Origin of the sequence: Amnibacterium sp. CER49 (assembly GCF_029846255.1) — a bacterium.
Classification (GTDB): Bacteria; Actinomycetota; Actinomycetes; order Actinomycetales; family Microbacteriaceae; genus Amnibacterium.
On the sequence record NZ_JARVWQ010000002.1, the window covers coordinates 874495 to 898298 of the forward strand.

At 71.5% G+C, this 23804-nt stretch carries 22 protein-coding genes and 1 tRNA gene; 9 read left to right on the forward strand and 14 right to left on the reverse strand.

Annotation, left to right across the window (positions count from 1 at the left end; genetic code table 11):
• Nucleotides 1–32: 32 nt before the first annotated feature.
• From prmC to argS, 9 genes are all read right to left on the reverse strand, one after another.
• Nucleotides 33–887, reverse strand: coding sequence for a peptide chain release factor N(5)-glutamine methyltransferase (gene prmC, locus QDR37_RS14190; RefSeq protein ID WP_279714433.1), 855 nt, complete (start codon nucleotides 885–887; stop codon nucleotides 33–35).
• Nucleotides 884–2026, reverse strand: coding sequence for a peptide chain release factor 1 (gene prfA / locus QDR37_RS14195; RefSeq protein WP_279714434.1), 1143 nt, complete (start codon nucleotides 2024–2026; stop codon nucleotides 884–886). The genes prmC and prfA overlap by 4 nt, the downstream gene beginning before the upstream one ends.
• Entirely contained in the window at nucleotides 2023–4272 is a 2250-nt protein-coding gene (gene rho / locus QDR37_RS14200) for a transcription termination factor Rho (RefSeq protein WP_279714883.1), read from the reverse strand. The genes prfA and rho overlap by 4 nt, the downstream gene beginning before the upstream one ends.
• 196 nt (nucleotides 4273–4468) lie before the next feature.
• On the reverse strand, nucleotides 4469–5422 hold the full coding sequence (gene thrB / locus QDR37_RS14205) for a homoserine kinase (protein WP_279714435.1): 954 nt from the start codon (nucleotides 5420–5422) through the stop codon (nucleotides 4469–4471).
• Entirely contained in the window at nucleotides 5419–6534 is a 1116-nt protein-coding gene (gene thrC, locus QDR37_RS14210; protein ID WP_279714436.1) for a threonine synthase, read from the reverse strand. Before thrC ends, thrB begins: the two co-directional genes overlap by 4 nt.
• Nucleotides 6531–7859 carry a homoserine dehydrogenase gene (locus QDR37_RS14215; RefSeq protein ID WP_279714437.1) on the reverse strand — a complete coding sequence of 443 codons (1329 nt, stop codon included), beginning with the start codon at nucleotides 7857–7859 and terminating at the stop codon, nucleotides 6531–6533. Before QDR37_RS14215 ends, thrC begins: the two co-directional genes overlap by 4 nt.
• Nucleotides 7856–9280, reverse strand: a complete 1425-nt coding sequence (gene lysA / locus QDR37_RS14220) for a diaminopimelate decarboxylase (protein ID WP_279714438.1) — start codon at nucleotides 9278–9280, stop codon at nucleotides 7856–7858. Before lysA ends, QDR37_RS14215 begins: the two co-directional genes overlap by 4 nt.
• Nucleotides 9281–9509: 229 nt before the next feature.
• A complete protein-coding gene (locus QDR37_RS14225) occupies nucleotides 9510–10304 on the reverse strand; it encodes a DUF2993 domain-containing protein (protein WP_279714439.1) in 795 nt (264 codons plus the stop codon).
• 3 nt (nucleotides 10305–10307) lie between these two features.
• The gene (gene argS, locus QDR37_RS14230; RefSeq protein ID WP_279714440.1) at nucleotides 10308–11996 is read right to left on the reverse strand and encodes an arginine--tRNA ligase; all 1689 of its coding nucleotides are present in this window, start codon (nucleotides 11994–11996) and stop codon (nucleotides 10308–10310) included.
• A 114-nt stretch (nucleotides 11997–12110) separates the two neighbouring features.
• Between argS and QDR37_RS14235 the strand changes: the two genes are divergently transcribed.
• The 6 genes from QDR37_RS14235 to QDR37_RS14260 all read left to right on the forward strand — a co-directional run bounded on the left by QDR37_RS14235 (nucleotide 12111) and on the right by QDR37_RS14260 (nucleotide 17099).
• Nucleotides 12111–12710, forward strand: a complete 600-nt coding sequence (locus QDR37_RS14235; protein ID WP_279714441.1) for a hypothetical protein — start codon at nucleotides 12111–12113, stop codon at nucleotides 12708–12710.
• 102 nt (nucleotides 12711–12812) lie between these two features.
• Entirely contained in the window at nucleotides 12813–13451 is a 639-nt protein-coding gene (locus tag QDR37_RS14240; RefSeq protein ID WP_279714884.1) for an NAD(P)-binding domain-containing protein, read from the forward strand.
• Nucleotides 13452–13571: 120 nt separating this feature from the next.
• A tRNA-Arg gene (locus QDR37_RS14245) sits at nucleotides 13572–13643 on the forward strand.
• 190 nt (nucleotides 13644–13833) lie between these two features.
• Nucleotides 13834–14862 (forward strand): FAD/NAD(P)-binding protein, encoded by a 1029-nt coding sequence (locus QDR37_RS14250; protein WP_279714442.1) that lies wholly within the window; start codon nucleotides 13834–13836, stop codon nucleotides 14860–14862.
• Nucleotides 14863–15477: 615 nt separating this feature from the next.
• Complete coding sequence (locus QDR37_RS14255) at nucleotides 15478–16008, forward strand: SigE family RNA polymerase sigma factor (protein WP_279714443.1); 531 nt, start codon at nucleotides 15478–15480, stop codon at nucleotides 16006–16008.
• A complete protein-coding gene (locus tag QDR37_RS14260; protein ID WP_279714444.1) occupies nucleotides 16005–17099 on the forward strand; it encodes a DUF4232 domain-containing protein in 1095 nt (364 codons plus the stop codon). Before QDR37_RS14255 ends, QDR37_RS14260 begins: the two co-directional genes overlap by 4 nt.
• A gap of 100 nt (nucleotides 17100–17199) precedes the next feature.
• Here QDR37_RS14260 and QDR37_RS14265 read toward each other — a convergent pair whose 3' ends face one another.
• Both QDR37_RS14265 and QDR37_RS14270 read right to left on the reverse strand, forming a co-directional pair.
• The gene (locus tag QDR37_RS14265) at nucleotides 17200–17484 is read right to left on the reverse strand and encodes a hypothetical protein (protein WP_279714445.1); all 285 of its coding nucleotides are present in this window, start codon (nucleotides 17482–17484) and stop codon (nucleotides 17200–17202) included.
• A 68-nt stretch (nucleotides 17485–17552) separates the two neighbouring features.
• On the reverse strand, nucleotides 17553–18161 hold the full coding sequence (locus QDR37_RS14270; protein ID WP_279714446.1) for a hypothetical protein: 609 nt from the start codon (nucleotides 18159–18161) through the stop codon (nucleotides 17553–17555).
• A 1017-nt stretch (nucleotides 18162–19178) separates the two neighbouring features.
• Here QDR37_RS14270 and QDR37_RS14275 point away from each other — a divergent pair.
• Entirely contained in the window at nucleotides 19179–19583 is a 405-nt protein-coding gene (locus QDR37_RS14275; protein WP_279714447.1) for an NINE protein, read from the forward strand.
• Between the two features lie 72 nt (nucleotides 19584–19655).
• Here the strand turns inward: QDR37_RS14275 and QDR37_RS14280 are convergent, their stop codons facing one another.
• On the reverse strand, nucleotides 19656–19964 hold the full coding sequence (locus QDR37_RS14280) for a hypothetical protein (protein WP_279714448.1): 309 nt from the start codon (nucleotides 19962–19964) through the stop codon (nucleotides 19656–19658).
• Between the two features lie 321 nt (nucleotides 19965–20285).
• Between QDR37_RS14280 and QDR37_RS14285 the strand changes: the two genes are divergently transcribed.
• Nucleotides 20286–22115, forward strand: a complete 1830-nt coding sequence (locus tag QDR37_RS14285; protein ID WP_279714885.1) for a fibronectin type III domain-containing protein — start codon at nucleotides 20286–20288, stop codon at nucleotides 22113–22115.
• 676 nt (nucleotides 22116–22791) lie between these two features.
• On the opposite strand, the gene QDR37_RS14290 is transcribed toward QDR37_RS14285, so the two are convergent.
• Together QDR37_RS14290 and QDR37_RS14295 are read right to left on the reverse strand one after the other, a co-directional pair.
• Nucleotides 22792–22932 carry a hypothetical protein gene (locus QDR37_RS14290; protein ID WP_279714449.1) on the reverse strand — a complete coding sequence of 47 codons (141 nt, stop codon included), beginning with the start codon at nucleotides 22930–22932 and terminating at the stop codon, nucleotides 22792–22794.
• 4 nt (nucleotides 22933–22936) lie between these two features.
• Nucleotides 22937–23119: a hypothetical protein gene (locus tag QDR37_RS14295; protein ID WP_279714450.1), complete on the reverse strand. Its 183-nt coding sequence runs from the start codon at nucleotides 23117–23119 to the stop codon at nucleotides 22937–22939.
• A gap of 129 nt (nucleotides 23120–23248) precedes the next feature.
• On the opposite strand from QDR37_RS14295, the gene QDR37_RS14300 reads away from it, so the two are divergent.
• Nucleotides 23249–23554 carry a hypothetical protein gene (locus QDR37_RS14300; protein WP_279714451.1) on the forward strand — a complete coding sequence of 102 codons (306 nt, stop codon included), beginning with the start codon at nucleotides 23249–23251 and terminating at the stop codon, nucleotides 23552–23554.
• The last annotated feature ends 250 nt before the right edge of the window (nucleotides 23555–23804 follow it).

Sequence of the window (23804 nt, forward strand, 5' to 3'; positions counted from 1 at the left end):
GGGGACCGCCCGCCTCGATGCGTCGGCGCGCCTCAGCGGCGACGGGCCGTGGTCGCGCGGTCGCGGCCGGTGAGGTCCGGATGTGTCGCCGGCGCCCCCCAGACGGCGGGATCGAGCAGCGCCCGGACCGCCTCGCCCTGGTGCTCGCCGTGCTCGACGACGAGCAGGCCGCCGGCCCGAAGCAGGCGCACGGCGGTCGCGACCACCGCCCGCATCGGGTCGAGCCCGTCGGGGCCGCCGAAGAGCGCGTCCGCCGGGTCGTGGAGCCGCACCTCCGGATCGCGCGGGATCATGCCGTCGGGGATGTACGGCGGGTTCGAGACGACGACGTCGACGCCCCCGTCCAGCTCCGGCAGCGCGTCGGCGAGGTCGCCCTGCGCGATCCGGGCGTTGGGCAGCGCCAGGTCGGCGGCGTTCCGCTGCGCCCAGGCGAGCGCGGCCGCGTTCCGCTCGACCCCCGTCACCGCCGCCGCCGGCACCTCGGCCGCGACGGCGAGCGCGATCGCGCCGCTGCCCGTGGCGAGGTCGACCACGACCGGCGCCTCCATGCCCCGTGCGGCATCGATCGCGAGCTGGGCCACGACCTCGGTCTCGGGCCGGGGTACGAAGACCCCGGGACCGACCGCGAGCTCGACCGTTCGGAACGCGGCGCGGCCGGTGAGGTGCTGCAGCGGCTCCCGGTCGGCGCGGCGCTCGACGAGCCGCGCGAAGCGGGCGAGCGCGTCGCGGTCGACATCGCCGCCGGTGAGGGCGAGCGCCTGCACCCGGCCGCGGCTCTCGCCGAGCTCGTGGGCGAGCAGCAGCTCGGCGTCGGCCCGGGCCGACTCGACGCCCGCGGCGGCGAGCACCCGGGCGGCGGCCGCGAGGGCCTCCCCCGCGTCGGTCACGCCGGGGCTTCGGCGAGGGCCTTCAGCCGCGCGGCCTCGTCGGCCTGGATCGCCGACTGGATGATCGGCTCGAGCGCCCCGTCGAGCACCGAGTCGAGGTTGTACGCCTTGTACCCGGTGCGGTGGTCGCTGATGCGGTTCTCGGGGTAGTTGTACGTGCGGATCCGCTCGGAGCGGTCGACGGTGCGCACCTGGCTGCGCCGGGCGGCGGACGCCTCGGCCTCGGCGGCCTCCTGCTGCGCGGCGAGCAGGCGGGCGCGCAGCACGCGGAGCGCGGCCTCGCGGTTCTGCAGCTGGCTCTTCTCGTTCTGCATCGACACGACGATCCCGGTCGGCAGGTGCGTGATCCGCACGGCCGAGTCGGTCGTGTTCACGCTCTGGCCGCCGGGGCCGCTCGAGCGGAAGACGTCGATCTTCAGGTCGTTCGGGTCGATCACGACCTCCTCGGGCTCGTCGACCTCGGGGAAGACGAGCACGCCGGCGGCGGAGGTGTGGATGCGGCCCTGCGTCTCGGTGCGGGGCACGCGCTGCACCCGGTGCACGCCGCCCTCGTACTTGAGATGCGCCCACACCCCGTCGGCCGGGTCGTTCGACGAGCCCTTCACGGCCACCGAGACGTCCTTGTAGCCGCCGAGGTCCGACTCGGTGCCGTCGAGCAGCTCGGTGCGCCAGCCCTTCGACTCCGCGTAGTGCAGGTACATGCGCAGCAGGTCGGCGGCGAACAGGGCCGACTCCTCGCCGCCCTCCCCCGCCTTGATCTCGAGGATCACGTCGCGGCCGTCGTCGGGGTCGCGCGGGATGAGCAGGCGGCGCAGCCGGTCGGCGGCGTCGGCCTCGGCGACCTGCAGGTCGGGGATCTCGGCGGCGAAGGTCGGGTCCTCGGCCGCGAGCTCGCGCGCGGCCGCGAGGTCGTCGGCGTACTGCCGCCACGCGTTGTGCGCGGCGACGATCTGCCCGAGCTCCGCGTACCGGCGCCCGACGCGGCGCGCGCGGCCCGCGTCGGCGTGCAGCTCGGGGTCCGCGAGCTGCCGCTCGAGGTCCGCGTGCTCCGCGACGAGCGGCGCGACGGAGGCGAACGGGCCCCCGGCCGCCGGTTCCGGCGCGCCGCCGGGGACCGCCGAGTCGGACGGAGGGGTCACTCGCCCCGTCCGCCCGGGAGCGACTTCTGCATCTGCACGAGGAACTCGACGTTCGTGCCGGTCTCCTTGAGCTTGCCGAGCACCACGTCGAGCGCGGCCTGGTCGTCGAGGCCGGCGAGCGCCCGGCGCAGGCGCCACGTGACCTTGACCTCGTCGGGGCCCATGAGCAGCTCCTCGCGGCGGGTGCCCGAGGCGTTCACGTCGACCGCCGGGTACACGCGGCGCTCGGCGAGGTGGCGCGAGAGCTTCAGCTCGGTGTTCGCGGCTGCGGCGAACTCCTCGAGCACGGCCTCGTCGGCGGCCGAGCCGGTGCCGTCGAGCGCGGTCGCGAGGATCGTGAGCGACCCGCCGTTCTCGACGTTGCGGGCGGAGCCGAAGAAGCGCTTCGCCGGGGCCAGGGCGGCCGCGTCGAGGCCGCCGGCGACGCTGCGACCCGTGGCGGGCACGACCTGGTTGTAGGCGCGCACGAGCCGGGTGACGGAGTCGAGCAGCACGACGACGTCGTAGCCGAGCTCGACGAGCCGCTTCGCGCGCTCGATGGCGAGCTCGGCGACCGTCGTGTGGTCCTCGGCGGCACGGTCGAAGGTCGAGGCGATGACCTCGCCCTTCACCGTGCGCTGCATGTCGGTGACCTCCTCGGGCCGCTCGTCGACGAGCACGACCATGAGGTGGACCTCGGGGTTGTTCTTCGAGATCGCGTTCGCGATCGACTGCAGGATCAGCGTCTTGCCCGACTTCGCCGGCGCGACGAGCAGGCCGCGCGCGCCCTTGCCGAGCGGCGCGACGACGTCGATGAGGCGGGTCGCGAGCTTCTGGGACTCGGTCTCGAGGCGGAGACGCTCCTGGGGGTAGAGCGGCGTGAGCAGCCCGAACTCGACCCGGCCCTCGGCCTGCTGCACCGGCAGCCCGTTGATCGAGTCGACCTTGACGAGCGCGTTGTACTTCTGCCGGCTCGGCTGCTCGGTCTCGGGCACCTGGCGGATCGCACCGACGACGGCGTCGCCCTTGCGCAGCGAGTACTTCTTCACCTGGCCGAGCGAGACGTAGACGTCGTGCGGGCCGGGCAGGTAGCCGGAGGTGCGGACGAACGCGTAGTTGTCGAGCACGTCGAGGATGCCCGCGATCGGGATGAGGACGTCGTCGTCGCGGATCTCGGGCTCGTCGAACTCGTTGCCCCCGCGGCGCTTGCGGTCGCGGTAGCGGCCGCGGCGGCCGTCGCCCTGCGCGTCGTCGCGGCGCAGCTCCTGCTGCGGCTGGGCGGCGGGCTGCTCCTTCGCGGGCTGCAGCTCCTGCTTGGGGGCCTCCTCGGCCTGCGTCTGCTGACCCTGCTGGCCGTTCTGCTGGCCCTGCGGCTGCTGGCCGTTCCCCTGGCCCTGGCCCTGGCCCTGCTGACCGTTTTGGGCGTTCTGGCCCCCGCGACCGCGGTTGCGGCTGCGGCCACGGCCACGGCGGCCCTCGCCCTCGGCCGTCTCGACCGGGTGCGCGCCGTCGTGGCGGTTCTCCTCCGGCGCCTCGCCGGCCTCGCGGCGCTGCAGCTCCTGCAGGTCCTCCGCGATGCCGGTGAGCCCGGCGTTCACGTGCTGCGCGGCGCGGCGGGGACCCTCGGGGGCGCCCTCGGCCTCCTCCTCGCGCTGCTGGTCGACCGGCTCGGTGGTCTCGGTGTCGGCCGGGACCACGGCCTCGGCGGGAGCGCCGCCCTGCTGCGCGTCGACCTCGGCCTCGGCGGGGGTCACGGCCTCCTCCGCCTGCTCGACCGCCGCCACGGGCGCGCCCTCGCCGGACTGCTGCTCGGCGGGGGCCGGGTCGGCCTCGGCCTGCTGGTCGTCGACCGCGGCCTCCTCGTCGGTCGTCACACCGTCGCCGGCGGGCTGCTCGGCGCCGGCCTCGACGAGCGCGGCCTCGTCGGCGCGGAGCGGGACACCGGGCTCCGCGGGAGCCGGGATCGGCTCGGGCGCACCCGGGATGCCGGGCTCGCCCGGGGTCTGCGGGGTCGGCTCCGGCGTCGAGTCGCCGGGGATCTGCTGCTCCTCGGGGGCGGTCTGCGGCAGCTGCGCCGCCTCCGCCTCCTCGGTGCTCGGGTTGCTGTCGTAGCTGTCGGTGATCGCGTCCACGAGGGAGCCCTTTCGGAGAGAGGAGACGTTCACGACGCCGAGCGACGTGGCGAGGTCGCGCAGCTCCGCCACGCGGAGCGCGGCGAGGCGGCTGCGAGGGATACGACCGGGGCGGGATGCCCGGCGGTCACGCACACGTGGTTCGACTTCGGTCACTGAGCGTTCGGGGTCCTTACGCCCCACGGTTTCCGAGGCGACGGGCGCTTCCCGCGCACCTCGTGCGATCGGTGCGGAGCCGAGGCGCGAGAGCATGTCGCGTTCGACCCCGATTCCAGAACCCTGCCCGCACCGGCCGACGAAGCGGCGGGGAAGCGGCGACCGGCGCCCCCGTTCAGGACGGGGCGCGCACGGCGGGTGCCGATCGTTCCCGAAGCGTAGCACCTTTGAAATCCACGGCAGGGAGGAGCGCGCTCCACGTCTGCTCGGCCCGCGCGGCGACGAGGTCGGCGGCCTTGAGGCGCTGCGAGGGGTCGCTCGTGAGCACGAGGATCGACGGGCCCGCTCCCGAGACCACCGCCGCGTGACCGGCCTCGCGGAGCAGCCGGATCAACCGGTCGGTCTCCGGCATCGCCGCCGCCCGGTACGACTGGTGCAGCCGGTCCTCGGTGGCGACGAGCAGCAGCTCGGGCGACTGCGTGAGCGCTGCGATGAGCAGCGTCGAGCGGGACACGTTGAAGATCGCGTCCTCGTGCGGCACGCTCGCCGGCTGCAGGCTGCGCGCGAGCGCCGTCGACATCGTGTGCTCCGGCACGAGCACGAGCGGCGAGACGCCGCGGTGCACGAGCAGCTTCTTGTGCTGCGGCCCGTCCGGTCCCGTCCACGCGATGGTGAGGCCGCCGAACAGCGCGGGCGCCACGTTGTCGGGGTGGCCCTCCATGCGCGTCGCGAGGCCGAGCAGGCGGTCGCCGTCGAGGTGCGCGCGGTCGGCGAGCAGCCCGGCGGCGGCGACGATGCCCGACACGATCGCGGCGCCCGACGAGCCGAGGCCGCGGCCGTGCGGGATCGTGTTGCGGGCGACCAGGTCGAGGCCGGGCAGCGGCTCCCCCACCTCGGCGAACACCTCGGCGATCGCGCGGGCGACGAGGTTCGACTCGTCGGTCGGCACCTCGCCCTCGCCGACGCCCTGCACCTCGACGTGGACACCGGGGCGGTCCGTGACCGTCACCGTGAGGGTGTCGTAGACCGACAGCGCGAGCCCCAGGGTGTCGAACCCGGGCCCGAGGTTCGCGGTGGTCGCGGGGACCTCGACCGTGACCGACCGGCCGGGCGGCAGCGGCGCCCTCACCGGACGGCCGCGCCGAGGCCGAGCGTCTCGGCGATCGCGGCGGCGTCGAGGGGGACGCTCGTCGGCGTCACCTCCGCGCCGTTCGGGCCCTTCAGCGCCCACTGCGGGTCCTTCAGGCCGTGGCCCGTGACGGTGAGCACGCAGGTGGCGCCCTTCGGCACCGCGCCCGCCTCGGCCCGCTCGAGCAGACCCGCGACGCTGATCGCGCTCGCCGGCTCGACGAAGATGCCGACCTCGGCGGAGAGGATGCGGTGCGCCTCGAGGATCTTCGCGTCGTCGATCGCCCCGAAGTACCCGTCGCTGTCCTCGCGGGCCGTGAGCGCGAGGCGCCACGACGCGGGGTTGCCGATGCGGATCGCGGACGCGATGGTGTCGGGGTCCCGCACCACCTCGCCGTGCACGATCGGGGCCGAGCCCGCGGCCTGGAAGCCGAACATCCGCGGCAGCCGGGTCGTGGCGCCGCGGTCGAGCTCCTCGCGGTAGCCGCGGTGGTACGCCGTGTAGTTCCCGGCGTTGCCGACGGGGATGAAGTGGAGGTCGGGGGCGTCGCCGAGCACCTCGACGACCTCGAAGGCGGCGGTCTTCTGCCCCTCGATGCGGTCGTTGTTCACCGAGTTGACGAGATGCACGGGGTAGTGCTCGGCGAGCTCGCGGGCGATCTCGAGGCAGTCGTCGAAGTTGCCCTGCACCTGCAGCAGCTCGGCGTCGTGCGCGATCGCCTGCGAGAGCTTGCCGAGCGCGATGCGCCCTTCGGGCACGAGCACCGCGGCGGTGATGCCGGCGTGCGTCGCGTAGGCGGCGGCCGACGCCGATGTGTTGCCGGTCGAGGCGCAGATGACGGCCTTCGCGCCGTGCTCGACGGCCTTGCTGATCGCCATCGTCATGCCGCGGTCCTTGAAGGAGCCGGTCGGGTTCATGCCCTCGTACTTGACCCAGACCTTCGCGCCGGTGCGGCGCGAGAGCGCGGGCGCTTCGATGAGCGGCGTGCCGCCCTCGCCGAGGGTGACGACCGGCGTCGCCTCGGTCACGTCGAGGCGGTCGGCGTACTCGCGGAGCACGCCCCGCCACTGCCGGGACGGCCGGATCGCCGTCGTGGTCGTGGTGTCGGTCATGCCGCGTCCCCTCGTTCCAGGCCCTCGATCCGCAGCACCCCGGCCACGGACTCCACCTCGGCGGCCGCCCCGAGGGCCTCGACGGTGGCGCTCAGCGCCGCCTCCGGGGCCGCGTGGGTGCCGATGATCAAACTAGCCGTGCCGTCATCGCTGGCCCGGGACTGCTCGACGGTCTCGATCGAGACGCCGTGCTCGGCGACGATGCCTGCGAGGCGGGCGAGCACGCCGGGCTCGTCGCGCACCGAGAGCGTGATCTGGTAGCGCGTCCGCACGACGCCCGGGTCGAGCACCGGCAGGTCGGCGCCCGCGGGCTGCGGCACGAGGCCGGGGCCACCGACCACGTGGCGGCGGGCGACCGAGACGAGGTCGCCGAGCACCGCCGAGGCGGTCTGCCGCCCGCCGGCGCCGGCGCCGTAGAACATGAGGTCGCCGGCCGCCTCGGACTGCACGAAGACGGCGTTGTTCGCCCCACGGACCGCCGCGAGCGGGTGGCTCCGCGGCAGCAGCGCGGGATGCACGCGGGCGCTCACGCCCTCCGTGCCGTCGGGGCCCGTCAGGCGCTCGCAGATCGCGAGCAGCTTCACGACGTAGCCGGCCGCCCGCCCGGCGCGCACCTGGTCGGCGGTGACCCGCTCGATGCCCTCGACGGCGACGGCCTCGAGCGGCACGGTCGTGTGGAAGGCGAGGCCCGCGAGGATCGCGGCCTTCTGGGCCGCGTCGGCGCCGGAGACGTCGCCCGTCGGGTCCGCCTCGGCGTAGCCGAGCCGCGTGGCGGTGGCGAGGGCGCCGGCGAAGTCGTCACCGTGCTCGTCCATGCGGTCGAGGACGAAGTTCGTCGTGCCGTTCACGATGCCGAGGATCCGCAGCACGTGGTCGCCGGCGAGGCTGTCGCGCAGCGGCCGGATGATCGGGATCGCGCCCGCCACGGCGGCCTCGTAGTTCAGCTGGGCGCCGACCCGCTCGGCGGCCGCGAAGAGCTCGGGACCGTGGGTGGCGAGCAGCGCCTTGTTGCCGGTGACGACGTCCGCGCCGCTCTCGAGCGCGAGCAGCACCGCCCGGCGGGCGTCCTCGACGCCACCGATCAGCTCGACGACGATGTTCGCGCCGAGCACGAGGTTCTCGATGTCGGTCGTGAGCAGCTCGCGCGGCAGCGCCGGGGTGCGCGGCGCGTCGAGGTCGCGGACGGCGACGCCGGCGAGCACCACGGGGGCGCCGATGCGGGAGGCGAACTCGTCGCCGTGCTCGAGCAGCCGGGCGGCGACCTCGGCGCCGACGGTGCCGGCGCCGAGCACGGCGACGCGGATCGGCGGGGTGCCGGGGGTCATCGGCGCGCTCCTTCGAGGATCGGCTGCTCGAGCCCGGTGTCGCGACCGAGCAGCTCGGCGAGGGTCTCACGGCGGATCAGCACGGTGGCCGCCCCGTCGTCGACGGCGACCACGGCCGGACGCGTGACGAGGTTGTAGTTCGAGGCGAGGCTGTGGTGGTACGCGCCCGTCGCCGGCACGGCGAGCAGGTCCCCGGCGCCGACGTCGGCGGGCAGCAGGTCCTCGCGCACCACCACGTCGCCGGACTCGCAGTGCTTGCCGACGACGCGGACGAGCACCGGCTCGGCCTCCGAGGCGCGCGAGGCGAGCCGCACCGTGTAGTCCGCGCCGTAGAGCGCGGTGCGCGCGTTGTCGCTCATGCCGCCGTCGACCGCCACGTAGCGGCGGATGCCGCTGCCGGCGCCCGCCTGGACCTCGACGTCCTTCGTGGCGCCCGCCGTGTAGAGCGTGACGCCCGCCGGGCCGACGATCGAGCGGCCGGGCTCGACGGCGAGGTGCGGCACGGGGATCCCGAGCTCGGCGCAGACCGCGGCGACGGTCGCGACGATGCGCTCGGCGAGGTCGTCGAGGTCGGCCGGGTCGTCGGCGGACGTGTAGGCGATGCCGAAGCCGCCGCCGAGGTTCAGCTCGGGCACGGGGCCGCCCTCGAGCAGGTCGCGGTGCACCGCGAGCAGCCGCCGGGCGGCCTCGGCGAAGCCGTCGCTGCCGAAGATCTGCGAGCCGATGTGCGAGTGCAGGCCGAGCAGCTGGAGCTCGGGCCGCCGGCGGATCCGAGCGACCGCCGCCGGGACGTCCGCGAGGGCGACGCCGAACTTCTGGTCCTCGCGGGCGGTGGCGAGGTACTCGTGGGTCGAGGCGTGGACGCCGGAGTTGACCCGCAGCCGCACCCGCTGCGTCCGCCCGAGGCGGGCGGCGACGTCGGCGACGCGGTCGGCCTCGGCGGCGGAGTCGAGCACGATCGCCCCGAGACCTGCGGCGACCGCGGCCTCGAGCTCGTCGTCGGACTTGTTGTTGCCGTGCAGGCCGAGCGCCGCGCCCGGGGCGCCGGCCGCGAGCGCGAGGGCGAGCTCGCCGCCGGTGCAGGTGTCGATGCGGAGGCCCGCCTCGAGCATCCAGCGCACCACGGCGGCGGAGAGGAAGGCCTTGCCCGCGTAGTAGACGGTCGCGTCGCTGCCGGCGGCCCGGGCCGCGCTGCGGAAGGCGGCGACGACGGTGGTGGCGCGGCGCCGCACCTCGCTCTCGTCGAGCACGTAGAGCGGCGTGCCGTGGTGGGCGGCGAGCTCGGTCACGCGGACGCCGCCGATCCGGAGCACGCCGTCGGCGTCGCGGCGCGCGCTGCCCGGCCACACCTTCGGGTCGAGCCCCGTGGGGTCGGCCTCGCCCGCGAGGCGCTCGGGCACGAGCGGATTGCTGGAGGTCACGGCGGTCTTCCCGGTCGGCGGCCGCGGTCCGGCGCGAGCCGCCCGGCAGCCTACCGGAGCGGCTCCACCCGCCTCCGGCGCGAGCGTCGCGCCGCGTCATCCGCCGCCGCGTACCGCGGAACCACCGTGGCCGCCGCGACTGCAGGGGATCCGCCCTCGTGCAGGGTCGACACGCGCCTCCGCCCCTGCATCCGGGTGGATCCCCTGCAATGGGGCGGTCGTCACGCGCCTACGAGCAGGACCCCGTCACGCCCTGCTGCAGGTCGGACAGCACGAGGCCGTCGGCCGTGAAGGCGAGCGTCGCCGACGACGGCTTCACCTTCAGGTCCGTGAGCCGCACCTTCGGCGGCAGGTACTTCGCCGCGCACACCGAGATGCCGTCCGGCAGCAGCGCCTTGATGAGCGCCGTGCCCGGCACGCTGATCGGGCCGCTGCGCAGCTGCGCCTTCGTCGGGTTCAGCCGCACGTAGGAGCCGCGGACGGACGGCACGAGCGTCACGTCGACGGTGATGTCGATGCCGAGGAACTGCCGCTGCACCGACGTCGACACCGTGCCGTCGCCGAGGCGCGGCGCGCTCGCCTGGGCCTGCGCGAGGGGTTCGAGCCGCCGCAGCGACGCCTGACCGATGGTCAGCGTGCCCGACGTCGCGCCGAGCCGGCCGGTCCCGTTGACCGGCAGGTCGTGCACGAGCACCTTCGCGGACGCCGCCCCGCCGTTGATCCTCAGGTCCTTCGACGTGAGCGTCACGTCGTCGAAGCGTCCGTGCATCCACTGCACGAAGGCGGACGGGCCGCCGATGCTCGAGGTGACCGTGCCGCTCACGCCCGGCGGCAGGTTGCGCACGACGCTCGCGGAGATCTGCTGCTCGGCCACGGCGCGGAAGGCGTTGTCGCCCACCACCGCGGCCACGCCGAGCAGCACCACGAGCACGACGAGCGTGATCAGGGTGTTGCGCACCGGGTGCCGGCGCCGCCGGGGCGCCGTCTGCACCGGCAGCGGCCTCGTGTCCGCCGGGACGGACACCGGCTACATCCGCTCCGGGGCGGTCACGCCGAGCAGGCCGAGGCCGTTGCGGAGCACCTGCCCGGTCGCCTCGTTGACGACGAGCCGGGTGCGGTGCACGGCCTCGATGTCCTCGCCGGCCGGCGGGATGATGCGGCACGAGTCGTACCAGCGGTGGTAGGTGCCGGCGAGCTCCTCGAGGTATCGGGCGACGCGGTGCGGCTCGCGGAGGCTGCCGGCCCGCTCGATGACGCGCGGGAACTGCTCGAGCGTGCCGAGCAGCTCGGACTCGGCGGGGTGCGTGAGCAGCGACGGGTCGAACGCGTCGACAGCGGTGCCGTCCGGGCCGTCGACCGTCCGGGTGACGCCCGCCGCCTCCGCCTTCCGCGCCACGGATCGGGTGCGGGCGTGCGCGTACTGGACGTAGTAGACGGGGTTGTCGTTCGTCGACCGGCTGATGAGGTCGAGGTCGATGTCGAGGGCGCTGTCGGCGGACGACCGGACGAGCGAGTAGCGGGCGGCGTCGACGCCGACGGCCTCGACGAGGTCCTCCATCGTCACGACGGTGCCGTTGCGCTTCGACATCCGCACGGGGACGCCGTCGCGCAGGAGGTTCACCATCTGCCCGATGAGCACCTCGAGGTTCACACACGGGGTGTCGCCGAACGCGGCCACCATCGCCATGAGGCGCCCGATGTAGCCGTGGTGGTCGGCGCCGAGCATGATCAGGCAGCGCTCGAAGCCGCGCTCGCGCTTGTTCAGGTAGTACGCGAGGTCGCCCGCGATGTACGCCGCCTCGCCGTTGCTCTTGAGCACGACGCGGTCGCGGTCGTCGCCGAAGTCGGTGGTGCGCAGCCAGGTGGCGCCGTCGGCCTCGTAGATGTGGCCGAGCTCGCGCAGCCGCGCGACGGCGTGCTCGACGGCGCCGGACTCGTAGAGGTCGTTCTCGTGGAAGTAGACGTCGAAGTCGACGCCGAAGTCGTGGAGCGACTGCTTGATCTCGCCGAACATGAGGTCGACGCCGATGCGGCGGAAGACCTCCTGCGCCTCGTCGCGGGGCAGCGCCTTCAGGTCGCCGTCGTAGGCGCTCGCGACCCGCTCCGCGATGTCGGCGATGTAGCCGCCGCCGTAGCCGTCCTCGGGCACGGGCTCGCCGAGGTAGCGGGCGACGAGGCTGTTCGAGAAGCGGTCGATCTGCGCGCCGTGGTCGTTGAAGTAGTACTCCCGCGTCACCGCGGCACCCTGGGCCTCGAGGATGCGGGCGAGGCTGTCGCCCACCGCCGCCCACCGGGTGCCGCCGAGGTGGATCGGGCCGGTCGGGTTCGCCGAGACGAACTCGAGGTTCATCGGCAGCCCGTCGAGCACGGTCGAGCGCCCGAACGCCTCCCCCTCGGTGACGATGCGGCGCGCGAGCTCGCCGGCCGCGGCGGCCTCGAGGGTGATGTTGATGAAGCCGGGTCCCGCCACCTCGACGGCGGCGACGCCGGACAGGCTCTGCAGCCCCTCGGCGAGCTCGGCGGCGAGATCGCGCGGCGCGATGCCGATGCGCTTGCCGACCCGCATCGCGACGGTGCTCGCCCAGTCGCCGTGCTCGCGGCTGCGGGGGCGCTCGAGCACCACGTCCGCGTCGGAGAGCGTGAGGACCGCGCCGCGGTCGGCCGCGGCCGATTCGACGAGACCCTTGACGGCGACCTGCAGCTCGGCCGGATTCATGAGGATCGATGCTACCGGGCGCCTCCCGAGCGCCCCGGCGCGCCGGGACGCCTCCCCGCCCGTCCCCCGGACGGGGGCTATCGTCCCTCCCGCTCGCACCACCGGGGAGGGACGATGCCGCGACCGCTGCCCGCGATCGTCGCGCCGCTCGCGGCGACGGCGCTGCTGCTGACCGGCTGCACGTCCAGCCCGGGCCTCGTGACCGTGACGCCTCGGGCGACCGCGACCACGAGGCCCGTCGCGGCCGCGACGCCGAGCGCGAAGCCGCCCGCGCAGCATCCCGCGACCGCGACACCGGTGTCGATCCCCTGCGCCGAGCTCGTGCCGCTCGCACTGACCCGCACCATCGGGCGGGAGTACGCCGGGGTCCCCGGCTACGCACCGTCACCCGGATCCCCGGCGGCACGCCTCGCCGCGCTGCACGGCACCGTGTGCGCGTGGAAGGACGCGAGCTCGGGACACCTGCTCGAGGTCGCCGTCGCGAAGCCCTCGACGGCGGACGATCTCGCGATGAAGAACGACCTCGTCGATCGGAGCAACTCCGTCCCGACCTATGGGGTCGAGGGCTACTTCGACGCTACAGGCGGCGTCGGCGAGGCGGACGCCTTCCCCGGCGCGTACTGGGTGTTCGCCCGCTCCGCCGACCTCTACGAACCCGGCGACGCCGCGACGATCGTGACCGCCGTGCGGACGTCGCTCTGGAGGCACCGCTGACCGGGGCGCCGCTCCTGGCTCCCTGAGCGCTCGCCGAGAAGCATCCCGGCACGGGCATACGTCGCCCGAGCGCCGGTTGGCCGGAGCATGACAGTGAACGGCATCTCCACGATCGGCCTCATCGGGGCCGGCCACATCGGTTCGCAGCTCGCCCGCCTCGCGGTGCAGCACGGCTACCAGGTCGTCATCAGCAACTCCCGCGGCCCCGAGACCCTCTCCGGGCTCGTCGCCGAGCTCGGCGACGACAAGGCGAGCGCCGCGTTCGCGGAGGACGCGGCGAAGGCCGGCGACCTCGTCGTGGTGACGATCCCGCTGAAGAACATCGACAGCGTGCCGGTCGAGCCGCTCGCCGGGAAGATCGTGATCGACACGAACAACTACTACTTCGAGCGCGACGGCCACATCGCCGAGCTCGATGACAAGCAGACGACCACCGCCGGGATGCTGCAGCGCCACCTCCCGCAGTCGAAGGTCGTGAAGGCGTTCAACCACATCACCGCCGCCGACCTCACCACCGACAACTCCCCCGCCGGCGACTCGAACCGCCGCGCGCTCGCCGTGTTCGGCGACGACGAGTCGGCGAAGCAGACCGTCGTGGCGCTGCTCGACGAGTTCGGCTTCGACGCGGTCGACGGCGGCCCCCTCGCGGACAGCTGGCGCATCGAGCGCGACAAGCCCGGCTACGTGGTCCGCGACACCGCGGAGCAGCTGCGCCAGCACCTCGCGGACGCGCAGCGCTGACCCGCGCCCGCCTCGCGCGGTACCGGTGGCGCCGCGCGGTGCGCATGCGCACCGCGTGACGCCACGACTACCGCGCGAAGGGCGGAGGCGCTCCGGCTGCTAGCCTGGAGCGTCCCTTCGGCCCCCATAGCTCAGGGGATAGAGCACTGCCCTCCGGAGGCAGGGGCGCAAGTTCGAATCTTGCTGGGGGCGCCGTAGAAGAAAGGCCCGCGACCAGGGGTTTCCTTGGTCGCGGGCCTTCTGCATGTGTGCTCATCTCGGCCAGTGGCAACGAAATGGCAACAACCTGCTGCGACAGCGTGCGATCCAGTGCCGTGGAGACGGTGTCGAGGTCGTTGTCGAACAGATCCGAGTAGACGTCGAGGGTCACGGCGGCCGAGGCGTGGCCGAGCATCCGTTGCACGACCTTCACGTTCGCGCCCGCGCTGATGGCGAGGCTGGCGGCGGTGTGCCGCAGCTCGTGTGGGGTCAGCCCGTCGAGACCGATCTCGGCTGCCGCCTGGTCGAACCAGCCGCGGCGGAAGACGCGCCCGCGGAGCCAGGAGTCGCGTCGAGCGCCGGAGAAGACGGGAGCCTCTGCCGGTCTGTTGCGGGTGAGCAGGGCGAGCTCACGGAGGATGGTCGCGGGGACGGGAATCGACCGGGCCTCGTAGTCCTTCGGCGTGGACTCGATCTGCCGCCCACCGACCTCGACGACCGTATGCCGCACCTCGAGCCGCCCGCGGCGGAAGTCGACGTCGCCGACACGGAGACCGGACAGCTCGCCCCAGCGGAGCCCGCAGTAGGCGAGCACGCGGATCAGGGTGCCGTAGCCGTTTGCCGCGCCGTTCTGCTGACCGCCACCAATGGCGTCGACCGCGTCCGCGAGTCGCCGCACCTGCTCGTGCGTCAGGTACCGCTTGCCGCCGCGCGTCACCTTCGGCAGCTTCAGGCCGCGGGCCGGGTTCGTCACGAGCCGGCCGTCAGCGACGGCGGCCTCGAGCGCGCCCGAGAGCACGTTGACGCACTTGCGCACGCTCGCCGGTCCCTGCGTCTCCGAGAGCCCGGCAGCCCAGCGCTGCACGGTGCTGTGGGTGAGCTCCGCCAGTGGGTAACGGCCGAGCGCGGGCCGGATGAGTCGCTCCACGATGCCGACGACGCGCTCGCGGGTCGTCGGGCGGAGGTCGGCGCGCTGCTCGAGCCACGAGCCGAGCCAGTCGTCGAGCAGCATGCGGCCGCGCGACGGGTCCATGTACACGCCGCGGCTCTTGTCGATCTCGACCGCCGCCAGGAACAGCTCGGCGTCGCGCTTCGTGCGGAAACCCCGCTTCGAGGTCTGCCGATTGTCCGGTCGGCGGTAAAGCACCCGGTAGCGGCGCCCCGACTCCGTTGGATAGCTCTCGACCGAACCCATTCAGCACCCCTTCGATGAGTACGGCGTCCGCTCGACGTCGTGGCGCCCGACTCCCGTCCTCCGCACTTCGGTCACCAACGCCTCGCTCAACCTGCTCGCGACTCCACCACCTCACTCCGACACTCCTCCGCCGGCTCCTGCATCACCACCTCACGTCACCTCACCTGACGCCTTCCCCCTCCCCCGCTCCCCCGTCTTCCCTCACGCCGTCTCTTCCGCTCGCTGCCTTCCCACCCCTCCTCCTGCTTCTCCCCTTCTTCCTGCCCCTTCCTCCCATAACTGCTCCTGCTCCGTTCCCTCACCTCTTTGCTTGCCCTGTCCTGGCCTGCCACCTGTACTTCCGAACCACCCGCTCACAACTTCAAGTTGTGTGTGGGTGGTTCGGAAGCGGCGCCAGCCGAGGTGGCAGGCCAGGACAGGGCAAGACGCCCCGAAACCCCTCGCAAGACCCCTCGCACCCAACGAGGCACCTTGCGAGGGGTCATGCGAGGGGTCTTGCAGCGACCGTTCGCGCAGCCCTGTCTGTGGCTCCCGGGGAGGTCGCGCCTTCACCGCCACTTCCGCTATTGGGCGCATTTCTCGTCTTCGCGGGGCGCTTGCAGCAGATCGAGCCATCCGACCCGTATGAGAGGTATGAGCGCCCTCGATGCGGCGCCCCTGAGAGGGCTACCAGTGGCTGGGCTGAAGGAGAGCGACTCGTTCGCCGCCTTCATCAGGTCACAGGGGCCTCGCATGGTGCGGCTCGCGACCCTGCTGACCGGAAACCGGCACGATGCGGAGGACATCGTCCAGGAGGCGTTCATCGCCCTCGCCCGCGGCTGGAGCGATGTGCGGCCTGAGACAGCCGGCGCCTATGCGCGCACAGCGGTCACCCGAAAGGCGATGGATCATCTGCGGCGCCGCCACGACCTGCCGGTCGGCGACGTCCCTGATCGACCTGTCGACGACGAGGGACTGCTCCGCTACGAGCGGGACCGGGCCTTCTTCGGTCGGCTGGCGAAGCTGCCGGTCCGGCAGCGCGCCGTGCTGGTGCTCCGGTACCACAGCGGCTTGGACGACCGGGAGATCGGCCAGGTGCTGCGCTGCACGGCGAGCACGGTCCGAAGCCAGGCAGCCCGCGCACTCGCATCACTGCGAACGACGATGACGGAGGGCGACCGATGAACCTCGACGAGGATCTGCGCCGACTCGGCAGAGACGACATCTGGAACGACGAGCCCTTCGAGCTCCGCCCTGCCGCACCCATCTCCCCGTCCCGCTCTTCCCGCGGCTGGCTGCTCCTCCCCATCGCTGCAGCTGTCATCGCCGCGGCGGCCGCAGGAACGCTGCTGATATCCGGGCGGCCTGCTGGCCATCCCGCCGCACTGCCGACGCCGGCCGCGACCCTGGTGCCGTGGACGGACAGCAAGCCCTCCACCGCAATCGTCGCTGCTGGGAGCGCCTCGGCGTCGCACTACCCCGCCTGCACCGCGGCTGACGTCACCGTCACCAACACCAGCGGCGGCAAGGCCATGGGCGCCTTCGAGATGCCCACCTTCATCCGCAACACCTCCCACGGACCGTGCTCCCTGACCGACCGCGACCTGACCCTGCTCACGAAGCACGACGGCAGGACCCAGCCCATCGCGACCACCCGGGTCGACCCCCAGCAGGCGACCCTCATCGTGCTCGCCCCTGGCGCTACGACGCACTTCCAGGCCGCGATCACCGGCAACTGCCGCGCCGGTCAGGGCCTACTCGGCCCATGGACGCAGCCCCTCTGGCTCGAGGTGCACGGCACTCCGATCCGCCTCCACGGCGCTCTCCTGCCCACCGACGCACGGCTCACCTGCGCCGGCATCAACGACAACGCCGGCAGCAGCAGCTACTACCGCGACGACCCCGAACCGAACCCCACCGGCCCCTACACGCACGTCCGCGCCGCCATCACCGCCCCCCACACCGTGACCGCCGGGGAGCAGCTGCGCTACACCGTCACCCTGACCAACACCGCCCGAACCACGCTCAGCTTCACCGACTGCCCGACCTACGAGCAGTACGTCACCGCCGACAACGGGCACGGAGGGCAGGCGAACACCCGCACGATCAACACCCTCAACTGCGCCGCCGCTCATCCGCTCAAGCACGGCGCCTCGATCACCTTCGAGATGCTCGTCACCGTCCCTGTCAACGCGGCACCCGGCTATCTGAAGCTCGGCTGGGCCATCGGCGATCAGGTCTTCGCCGGCGACGTCCTCACCGTGCAGAAGCGATGACGACCAAGCCTCCTCACAATCGATCCTTGTAGTGCGAGCGGCCAGCGAGTCGAGAGGACGGAACCTTGGGCAGGCTGGACGAGCATCGCTGACGATGGGTCTAGGGCTGAGGAGCCCCCTGGCTCAACTCGTGCTCGACGCGCCGAAGCCGTTCGCCAATGCGCTTCAAGTGATACGCCCGCATGCCTCCGAACAGACCACTGATAAAGACAGCGATCACGGCTGACCACCAGTTCCAGGTCGTCAGCAACACCACGATGAGGTTGATCACTAGCACCGCGACGACGGCGAGCATCACCCAATTGAGCGAGCGACGTTGCCGCAGCAGGACGCGCTGACGCTCGAGAAGGGCTCGACGCTCCGGGACCCCGTCAGTCGTGCTCACCCACGGATGGTAAGAGCGGCACGCTCACTCGGCGACAGGAGCATGTTCAGCACTCACGGAAACGATGGTCAAGCATCCCAAGGGCGCCTAACGACTCGGACGGTTGGCAGGTCCACGAGGGTCGGAACGTACCGGCCTTCCCCGTCCTTAAAGTTGCCCATCGCGATCGCCGTCCAGTACGCCCGGGCCTCGTCCAGGATGTCGCTTCCCTCTCCGAACCACTCCGGGAGGATCAGGTAGAGCGCCCGCAGCCGCATGATCAGCCGCGCCAGCCGTGTCCGGCACTTCTCAAAGTCTCCGATCGGGCGAACCGGCTTCAGGTTCTTCATGCTGGTCCGGGCCTTCAGTGACACCCAGTTCTCTCCCTGAAGCCCCTGCCGCATCCAGATGTCGTGCGTCAGGAGGTTGCGGAGCCCGTGCGCGTCGCTCGCCTCATCCAAAGCTCGGCGACAAATTGAGCGAATCGACTCGTCTAGCGGTGCCCGACCCAGCAAGTCTCTACACGAACGCAGGACCGCCTCATAGGTGTTCGGTTCGGCAGGCACTTCAGAGGCATATCGGGTCAGCGTGGACCATAGCTGCCGGGCTTCGCCCTCGCACCACGCGTCGTCCCTCGCGATATCTCCGATGAAGTACGTCAACATTTGATCTTCCGAAAGCCCGGTCGGATCATCCACCCCGAGAGCGTAACCACCCGGTCAGAAGCGGCGCCCGGTTCGTTCGCTACCTCGCGGGGTAGCCGACACATCGATGTACCTGTGTACGAGCACATTCTCAGATGGGATCGACAGACGAAGAGGGCCCGGCGAGGTCGGTGAAACCACGGTTCTCGCCGCATTGTGGACAGCCGAAGGCGATGTGCGCGCCAAGCAACTAGCGTCCGTGGCGTGCTAAACCCGGTCCCCGACGTCCTGTGCCCGACCTGCGTCGTGGTGACGCTGCCGAGCGAGTTCGTGGCCATGCGGTGCCGCAACTGTGCTCAGGTCGTGCTCTGATGCCACAGGCCGAGCGCCAACCGGTAGGAACTCGAAGGGCTTTCGCGTGGACTTGGGGCCTTGCGTCATTGGTCCTAGGCATCTGGGGCACCGTTCTCCTGACCCTGTACCTGCTGACCCATGGCGGAGGCTGGTGGGCAGTTGTGGGGACGGCGTCGCCTGCCGCCGCATCCATCTTCGGACTGCTCGCCGGGCGGCTGGCCGGTCCTCCTCGTTGAAGCCGAACGCCTCGAAATCCATTCTTCATGCGAGAGGATTGAACTACGCAACCTGCGCCAACGCAGCGAATGGTGGAGCTGCCAAGCGTTTGGCCCACGCGGGCACGATGCTTGTGTCACTGAACGTGGCAGATCAGTAGGAGGTCAATCAAGGTGCGTCTTTGGTGCAGCGTTGTGACGTTCGCCCTAAGTTGCGCCATTTTGTTTCTGGTCTATCTCACTATCGTCGCTCGGATCGTCTGGCAGGACGATCACGGCCCGAGCTCGGCCCCGACCCTCGGCCCGACAGTTGGCATTGGCGCGATCGGCGTCCTCATGCTTGGGGTGGGCGTGGTCGGCATCGCCGTCTCTCTGTCCGAACGGATCAACCGACGATCCGCCCAGTGAGCCAGGCTTCGTGAACTGACTCGCGCAATCGCCCCCGTCGCGGTTGACCGAGGCCCGACAAGAATCCGGGTTGCGCGTGCGGAAACGTCTAGGCATGAATGATCGCTTCCGTGACTTTCGACGAAGAAGCGGAAGTGATCGGATCACCGTGGCACATCAAGAGCCCAGCAGGCCACCCAGCCCGCGCACGCAGGGCGAGTGGCAGGCGCGCCGACGCCTAGTGGTCGCCTGCGTACTGCTTCTGCTGCTTGGGGGGCTCGGCGCGCATCGCTTCTTCCTCCGTCGTATCAAGTCCGGCACGATCATGTTCCTGATGGGTGCCGGCAGCCTCGCCCTCAACTTCAGCGACCACACCGTCGGCCACGGCCTCTACGGGTTTGCGGGAGTCATCCTCGGGACGGCGTTGAGCGTTTGGTGGCTTGCGGACGCCTTCGGGATGCGGTCGCTCGCGACAGGTCCGTCTGAGCCGCGCGTGCCTCTGATCGACTACAAGCTGTAACTGGCTTCGCTGCTGCCGGCGTCTCGAACGGGATGGGCTCTGGAGGTACTGCTACCCGTGGGACGGGTTAGCTCATCCCTCCGTCTTTCGAGATTGACGGCTCTGCGCGACCTGTCGAAGCCCGAAATGGATGAGTTGCGTAAGGGCGGCTTCGAAGGCGGAGGACACCGCCGCGAACCAGGAGGCCCCCACCTTCCCCTCGTCGACGATGACCAGTACGAGGCTGATCGCCGCGATCACGGCCCAGGGCCATCTCGTCATCGCATAGATCCGCACGCGGCGGTCGGGTCCGCGAAGGATGAACCGTGCGATCGCCGTCGCGAAGATGAGGGCGACAACGGTGCAGCAGGCAACTATGTCCGCAACGGTTGCATGCCCCACGTTCGTGAGGCTAGTGACTGCGCCAGGTCGCGCCCTCACGAATACGAACCTGTGGGTGCAGGAGACTCGGCAGGCCGATGCCGAATACGCCCCACTGTCGAGTACCCCTCAATAGCCGTCTCAATAGGCTCTTCAACTGATTCGGTCTTGACTGACGGGCAATAAGAGGCGCCTGGTCGCGGCCGGCACAGATCTGTCTGTCCTCGCCCCACTAAGGGTGACTCCCCAGCCGCGTCACCTCGTCATGGCCTCCTTCCGCATCGCGCCCCACGGCGCGGCGCGGCGCACTCCGCCACCCGTCTTGGCGATAGTTCCGGCGTGATGCTCGTCCGGCGCCTGCGGCGGCTCGCCGTTGTCGGCGCGCTGCTCACGGCGGCAGCGGCCGCGCTTCCGGCGGCAGCCGCCGGCGCGGCGACGCAGACGGATCCGCCGGGTTCACGAGGACCGTGGGCGTATGACATCAGCGTCACGCCGCACGAGATCGACGCGACCGGCGGTCCGGTGACCGTCTCCCTGTTCGAGATCGCCACCTCCAGCACGATCGATCACGGCCCGGACGTCTGGTTCACGAAGGACGGCGTGACGACGTCCGCGACGGCCGCGACGCTCGTCTCCGGTGACACGACGGCCGGAACATGGATCGCACATCCTGTCGTCCCTGCAGACGCGACCGGGTCCTGGTCGCTCGTGATCGCCGACGCGACGACGACCACCGGCGACTCCGGCGCAGTGCAGACACTCCCGGACGAGCTCCGGGTCGGCTTCCCGGATCCCCCCGCCTCCGTCTCGGCGGTCGCGACCGGCGTGGGGACGCACCTCCGGCTCTCCTGGCCCGCCGCCCACGACGGGGGAAGGACCATCACCGCCTACCGAGTGATCGGCTCCAACAGCGCCACCGTCACGACGACCCCCGGCGACGTGCTCGAGGCGGACGTCGACGTCGCCGGCCAGCCCACCGGACGACCGCCGGTCTACACGGTCGTGAGCGTCAACGCGGTGGGCCTCTCGCTGCCCTCCTCCCCCAGCCCCCTCACCCCGGCCCCCGCGACCGTCCCGCAGGCACCGACCGGCCTCGTCGGGCGCTTCGGGTACGGCACGGCCAACCTGTCATGGCAGCCCTCGCCCCACGCGCTCACCTCCGCGGTGACCTCCTCCGTCGTCACACTCGAGCCCGGCGACCACACCTGCACGACCGCCTACCTCGGCTGCAGCATCACTGGTCTGCCGACCGACGTCATCTACACCGCAGTGGTGCGCTCAGTGAACTCGTTCGGCCCCAGCGAGCCCTCGAAGCCGCTCGTGCTGGGGCCGCCCGGGCCGGTCGCCGACTTCTCCGTCGGCATCATCGGCACGTCCGTCAACCTGAACTGGACCGCGGACCCGAACACCGCCGATCCCTCCACCTACAGCGTCACCACCGACCAGGCCGGCCTCGGCTGCACCACCAAGGCGACCTGGTGCCGCATCGACGGGCTCGAGGTCGGACGGACCTACCGCTTCTGGATCCACGCGACCGACTCCATGGGCGTCGGCGCGACAGGCGACCCCGTCTCCGCCACCGTCGTCGACGTCCCGGCGGCACCCCCCATCGGCACGCTCACCCGGACCGACACCACCGTCACCGCGCACTGGACCGCCGCGGACGACCACGGCCTCCCGCTCGAGACCTACGTCGTCACCGCAACGTCGGCGCAGCGGGGCACCTGGGTCGACCTGATCCCGGCGACCGCGCGCTCCTACACCTTCACCCGTCTCCCCACGGGCGTCCCGTTCACGGTGACGGTGCAGGCCCAGAACAACCTCGGCGAGGGGCCGGAGACGACCCTCGGCACCGCGACGCTGCCGGACCCCTCCGTCGTGCCCACCGCCCCTGCTCGCCCCCGCATCACCGTCGAGGCGTCCTCCCGCCTCACTGTCCGATGGCGTGTGGTGGTCGATGACGCAGCCCCCCGGGTGGACGGCTACGAGCTCTCGGTGCTGCGCGCCGGTCACGTCCTGCAGCGCATAGACGCGGATGCCGCCCGCCGCATCGCCCGCACCATGCCGCTGCCGCCCGGTCGATACACGGTCCGCGTCCGCGCGCACAACCGCGCCGGCTGGTCGCCGCTCTCCCTCGCGTCCACCGCCGAGCTGTCCGCTAGCCAGGACTAAACCACGGTCTCAATCCCGCGCTGCAGGGCGCCGCATCCTCCGCGCCGAGCCGCTGGCTCGGCTCAATCCGACTCGAGCGCCTCTACCTCTACGAGTCCACGCGGTTCGTCGACGGCGACCTGTCAGCGATCGCTGGCCTCCCCGCGCTCGAAGGCATGAGGGCGCCCGGGCTGATGCCCCCGTCCGACTTCGATGAACGGCGGGACGAGCGTGAGCAGGAGCATCAGTCGTTGCTCACGAAGCGCGAACCTGGTTGAGCGACTCAAGAAACCCGACGGAGACGCGTAGAAGCTGGCACGGCGCCCCCGATGCGATTCATCCATGTCTCACACGGCCCGCTTGCCAGTGTCGGGTCGTTAGTCGCTGCGCACGCCGCGGTCGTGGGCATCGTCGTCCTCGTGCTGCGCCGGAGAAGGCGCTGACGCGCGATGGCCAGTGCGGCCGAGGCCATTACTGCCCGGGACCATAAAGAGCGCTTCGGCTGAGCTCGCTCAACCAAAGCAGCAGCGCCGCGACGACAGCCATCCCGACGAGGACAGTAGCGAAGATGCCGAGGCCGAGGCCGATCCGCCGGCGCCACCCCCTTCGTTCCAAGCCGAGGACGCGGGGGCCGAACACCGCCGAGACCACAGCAACGATTGCGGAGTCGACGAGCCACGGCAGGGCGGGCTCCGTCTCAGGCCGTCACGCGGACAAAGCCGCGGATCCCGCACGCGAGGTAGGGCTGCGCCTCCGAGCCAGCGTCATCGAGTGGGATGAGGCAGCGGAGGCAGTTGAGGAGCTCCACGTCGCCGAACTCGTCGGGGTCGTCATGCACGCCCTCAATGATGCGGAATGGCCTGAAAGAGGAACATGCCGACGAGCACGACCGCGCAGATGCCGGTGAGCGCCCAGCTCCAACGCTGCGCTCGGGGTCCCCGCTCTCCAAGCAGGGGGTTGCCGTGCTCTCGATACCGCTTGTTCAACAGCCACATGCGGAATACCTGAACGGCCACGATCAGCACGATTGCGACGACATAGATCTAGACGGGCACCGAAGCAACGTAGTGCGGGGACTCCTGTCACCGCTGTCACTTTGCACAAAGTCAGCCCTTGCTGCCGACTCTGGCGACGGGTTGTTCTATAACGTGAGGATGGGTTCGTTCGCGCGCCAGTTCGGCATCGGACCGACTCTTCTGATTCTGGCCGGCGCCGTCATTATTGGCTTGCTGCTTCGCTGGTGGATGCGCAGGACCGGCAGACGCTTCCCGAACTCCCACAAGACGAACTCCATCGCATATTGGTGCACCGCCGTCGTTGCTGTCGCGATCGCAGTCGTATTGGCCGTCGCGGTGCAGAACGCTGGCGGGATAGTTCTTGCCGTCCTCTGGCTCGGGCTCGCCGGCGCTTTCGTGATGCTTGCCCGCCGCGAGGGTAAGCGAGCGCGCGAAGAGTCGTAGGGACGTCCTCACGGCCAGCAGGTACCGCCCGAGCGCGGCGCGGTGGATCGCGTACGGCGGGGCGCGGCGGGACGTGGCGCACTTCGCGGAGCCGGTGGCGCGACAGCTCGAGCGGGAGCTCGTGCTGCACGCGGAGGCAAAGCGTGACCGAGCATCCGCTGGACGACCCTCCCGATCGCGCCCGCGCAGATGGCGAGGCTGATAGCCGTGTGCCGCACTTCGTGGGGCGTCAGCTCGTCGAGCCCGGTCC

Excerpts from the sequence above, each read along its gene's own strand:
- QDR37_RS14300 (WP_279714451.1), top strand. The coding sequence starts at position 23,249 with ATGGGTTCGTTCGCGCGCCAGTTCGGCATCGGACCGACTCTTCTGATT.
- QDR37_RS14285 (WP_279714885.1), top strand. The coding sequence starts at position 20,286 with ATGCTCGTCCGGCGCCTGCGGCGGCTCGCCGTTGTCGGCGCGCTGCTC.
- argS (WP_279714440.1), bottom strand. The coding sequence starts at position 11,996 with ATGAATCCGGCCGAGCTGCAGGTCGCCGTCAAGGGTCTCGTCGAATCG.
- QDR37_RS14215 (WP_279714437.1), bottom strand. The coding sequence starts at position 7,859 with ATGACCCCCGGCACCCCGCCGATCCGCGTCGCCGTGCTCGGCGCCGGC.
- QDR37_RS14235 (WP_279714441.1), top strand. The coding sequence starts at position 12,111 with ATGCCGCGACCGCTGCCCGCGATCGTCGCGCCGCTCGCGGCGACGGCG.
- thrC (WP_279714436.1), bottom strand. The coding sequence starts at position 6,534 with ATGACCGACACCACGACCACGACGGCGATCCGGCCGTCCCGGCAGTGG.
- QDR37_RS14260 (WP_279714444.1), top strand. The coding sequence starts at position 16,005 with ATGAACCTCGACGAGGATCTGCGCCGACTCGGCAGAGACGACATCTGG.
- QDR37_RS14275 (WP_279714447.1), top strand. The coding sequence starts at position 19,179 with ATGAATGATCGCTTCCGTGACTTTCGACGAAGAAGCGGAAGTGATCGG.
- QDR37_RS14255 (WP_279714443.1), top strand. The coding sequence starts at position 15,478 with ATGAGCGCCCTCGATGCGGCGCCCCTGAGAGGGCTACCAGTGGCTGGG.